This window comes from Nostoc sp. UHCC 0251, from assembly GCF_034932245.1.
Classification (GTDB): Bacteria; Cyanobacteriota; Cyanobacteriia; order Cyanobacteriales; family Nostocaceae; genus Nostoc.
The window spans coordinates 1-3,951 of record NZ_JAYGHD010000213.1 but is presented as its reverse complement, the minus strand read 5'-3'; the positions used below and the strand labels follow the sequence as shown (position 1 = coordinate 3,951).

The following is a 3,951-nucleotide window of genomic DNA, read 5'->3' as shown; positions in this document are numbered from 1 at the left end:
CCATAAATAATATATTTCGTTACAGTTATAATCAAATCATTCTAAAGGTTGATTTCTACTTTGAAATAGCTCACTAATATTAACTAAATTAATAGCTACAGCAGAACAAAAGAGGATTAAAAGTATCGCATCTGTTACTTACAAAGTCACATGATGCGCTCTATTAGCTCTCTTTTATTCCTGTCATCAGATAAAATTAAAAACTATATTTTCACATTAGTCTGCGGAGGCTGATTTTGCTTGTGTGGCAGCCATTTACATTCGCCTTTATTATTATTTTTCATAATATAAAAGAGTATTAAAATGCTTGACAAAAGTCTTGTAGTTTGGGATTATTATAAATAACAATACAAAATTCAGAATTCAGACTAAATTAGTAGATAATTTAAGCCCTATACTTTCTAGTAAACCACCAATTTTTTATTTTGGTGGGGGACTCAAACCTGTTTATCTACCCACAATTTGCATATATTCAATTGTGAATTCTGACCACTGAATTATGTTTTGCTAACTGAAATATTTTTTGGAGCACTCTAATGCTAACAACAAGTTCTAAAACAGGAAAAGATTCTTTTTCTATTAAATTTGATGACCTTGATGACAATTCCTTGTGTGAATTAAGTTCCGATGAAGCCTCTGAAATTACTGGAGGTTTTACAGCTAGCAATGATACAAATGCTACGAGAGTTTTTTATAATTTTGGACCTAACGATGTGCCAGAACGCCAAGCTTTACAACCTGGAGAAATTGCTGATTTTGATGGATCATATATTTTATATAATTCTTCAAGAACCAGATTTGTACCAGCATTATCAGGGAGACTTGATCCAGATGACTTCGCAAGTTTTCGTCAGGAGGGAAATAGAATAGTTCTGAGCACTGGAGATGCCGGTGGTGGCGTGCTCAGTATCCAGAGGGCTTCGTAAGGTGATTTTTGATGAAAAAAATACCTATGTTGACGAGTTTCGACTTCGCTCAACTCTCGATTACTCAGTTGGTTGAGCGTATCGCTAAAGCGAAAGCTCCACTAACGCGTAGCGTCTAGCAGAGAAGCCGAAACCAACGACTATGGTAATTTTATTACTAGAATTCACCTAAGTTTTCGTCAGGAGGGAAATAGAATAGTTCTGAGGACTGAATTTGCCGCTCTTTCTCAACCTGCGTGATGGAGGTTCCCCTATGAGCAACTGGCGTGCGAATTCTATTCACTTTGGCTGTGCCTCTACTACGTGGTCTATTTACCAAAAATAGCTGCAAAACACGATCAAAACGCCTAACGCACCGCTATCATGGTGAGTTAGGCTAATTTTTAACACACCCTACTGGCTTACTTGAGTTTGGACTAATTGGCATTTAGCAGCAATGAATAGAAAGCAAGAAAAAGTTTTGTGGGATGGGCATCTTGCCCGTCCCTTGTATTTCAGGGCGGGCGAGACGCCCACCCTAGAAGAATCATCCCTTGATTCAGCAACGCCAATTTTAATTCACCTTAATTTGTACCTTTTTTGTAGTACTTACTAAATGAACTTCTCTGCATATCACTCTCTACGATGACTTTTTGTATTTCACTATACCGTCATTAGTAGTTCGGCAGCTTTTACAACAGTAGTTCGCCAGCTTTTATAGCAACTCCTACCCAACCCCCTGGGACTTCTTTACGAACGGTTTTATCTAAATCTTGTAAAACTTCAGGTGTACTAATACCAGTTAATTTTTTAAACCAGCCTCCCCCAGATATTGTTTCTTGTTCGCTAACAGTAATATCGGTAAAAAGTGATAAGTCTTTCATATTTTTCTCCTTCAATTGGTTACTAATTGTAAAGTAATTCCTAAGTTTGGTTGACGGCCACCAGCCAAAAAAATCACATTTACAAAACTGGGATGCTCTTCACAATCACTCTTTACGATGGGTTTTTACCTTTATGCACTTAGAGAAGAAAAGTTTTCAAAAAATATTTATAGAGAACCAAGTTTGAGAGAGCGGATTTTCACTGTCCATCAGGTGCAGCACTCCATTTTGGCTCATCGGCCTTCCCAGTACTTCCATGCCAATACACTCGCGTTTTAGCCTAGTGTATAAACTTTGACTTTTCTTCTGCCTGGAGTTTAGACTAGGCAACAAGAAAAGACTCAGCAACGCTGAGTTGAAAAGAAACAGACTCTAGATATGAAAATCTACAGTACTAAGCAGATTCTGATTCTGACTTTTCCCGTTAAGTCTCTTTTGCAAGCTGCCACCCCTCACAGAGGTCGTGATAAATAATTCGCAGTCCAGAAGTTCCTAAAATTAGTTCTCCTTGAGGATAATTATCACCTTTTCGCCAGGTAATTAAGCAATCATCTTCTCCAAAGCAACCTGCAAATCCTTTGTCAAATCGCTTACAGCCTTTTTAGCCGCCTGGCGATCGCCCTGACAATTTTTCCAGCGTTCCGTAACTGAAATTGGCTCTCCTACGGTGATTTGTGCCTGTCGCAAACCTAAGCGAGGTCGCCCTGGAAGTGTTGTATTCTGAATTCTAGAAAGCATATCGAATATAAGCAAAGCTGTTTCGGCAAACCGTTCCGCCGTCGGTTGTTCCTGAATATAAGTAGCTGTGACTGCAACAAAACTCTCCACTATCCGCATGTGCCGCATTCGCAAGTCTGCTTCCTCTGCAATCCAGTCTGCCAAACCGCGTTTAAAGGGTGGTAAAGTGTTGATATCTGGCAAATCTTCCCGATAAATGTAATTCCAGCCAGCCTCTTCTAAACGGCGACAGCGATCAATAAAATTTCCCTGTCCCTGAACCCCAAAATATTGTTCGGCAACTTGTAAAGACTTGTCCATTAAGCGATGAAGTCGAGCAATTAATATCTGATTAGGAGTAGCAGATTCATCAGTTGAGATGGTTTTTGGGATGTCTTGATGATAGAAGCGACGATAAAACTCTTCCATCTCAGTAATCAGATATTCAGCCAACCGACAGAGGCGTTGATAGTAAATCTCTTCACCCCCGCCTTGCTCAATTTCTATTGCCGGCAAGCCACTATCAGCTTCCAACTTACTCAGCAGCCAATCCAGTTTAGACCAAGGTGGCTCAACATAGCGATACTGGATAGCGATCGGCACAATGATTACAGTCTCAGTCCGATTGGCTTTTTGCAAGTCTTCTACACACCAGAACCCCATTTGAGAAACACCGGGTTCTAGTGGGCTAACAATACCACTATGACCATTAGTACCTCCTTCCGGTGCCACTGCGATCGGTAGTTCGCCATTAGCAAACAACTCCCGTGCTGTTTGAATAGCTTGGCGATCTAACCGCCTACCGCGATGAACCGGCACACCCCCCACCCGTGAAAACAACCAACCCAGCCAATCTCCAGCCCAAACCGTCATACCCCGGTCATAGAGAAAATAGCTGTGAACAAGGGATTGCAGGGTAATACCTTCCTGACGAGCAACCTGTGGCACAATGCGGGAAAGCAAATACAGCATACAGAGAGGATCTTCTACCTCTGGGTGACGAAATGCTAACAAAAGGCGAATTTTTCCAGCCTGGAATTGTTGATAAAGTTCAGCTAATACCTCAACATTCTTGGCTTCAACCTTGACAATACCAGCCGTTAGCCAAGGTCGAGTGCGAAACCGTAGTGCGATCGGCAGTAACCACCGAACAATCTGGAGTACCAGCGGGTTCAACCGTTGGGGAATAAATTTCAGTGGTGGTTGAGTAGACTGAATCGATCTAGGCAAGTCGCTCTCCAGATTGTATTTCTAGCGATTGTACAACGTGGGGTCTTGGTTTTATGTACACCCAAAGAGAAGTAAAACCACTTGTTGTTAAACATTGCTCAGTTTTACCTCTTCAACGATAGACCCCACGGACTTCCAAGAAATAAATTATCCAATCTTATGGGGTGGGCATCTTGCCCGCCTTTGACTATGGGCTATCGTGTCGCCCACCCCAC

3 protein-coding genes are annotated in these 3,951 nt (G+C 41.4%); 1 reads left to right on the top strand and 2 read right to left on the bottom strand.

Translation table 11 applies throughout. The features are described from left to right. Positions 1-536: 536 nt before the first annotated feature. A complete protein-coding gene (locus tag VB740_RS17440) occupies positions 537-926 on the top strand; it encodes a hypothetical protein (protein WP_323201225.1) in 390 nt (129 codons plus the stop codon). Between the two features lie 671 nt (positions 927-1,597). Here the strand turns inward: VB740_RS17440 and VB740_RS17435 are convergent. Both VB740_RS17435 and VB740_RS17430 read right to left on the bottom strand, forming a co-directional pair. Then, positions 1,598-1,789, bottom strand: coding sequence for a hypothetical protein (locus VB740_RS17435; RefSeq protein ID WP_323201224.1), 192 nt, complete (start codon positions 1,787-1,789; stop codon positions 1,598-1,600). A gap of 540 nt (positions 1,790-2,329) precedes the next feature. After that, a complete protein-coding gene (locus tag VB740_RS17430) occupies positions 2,330-3,736 on the bottom strand; it encodes a 1-acyl-sn-glycerol-3-phosphate acyltransferase (protein ID WP_323201223.1) in 1,407 nt (468 codons plus the stop codon). Positions 3,737-3,951: the final 215 nt, after the last annotated feature.

Coding starts and splice junctions, on each gene's coding strand:
- VB740_RS17435 (WP_323201224.1), bottom strand. CDS start 1,789: ATGAAAGACTTATCACTTTTTACCGATATTACTGTTAGCGAACAAGAA.
- VB740_RS17440 (WP_323201225.1), top strand. CDS start 537: ATGCTAACAACAAGTTCTAAAACAGGAAAAGATTCTTTTTCTATTAAA.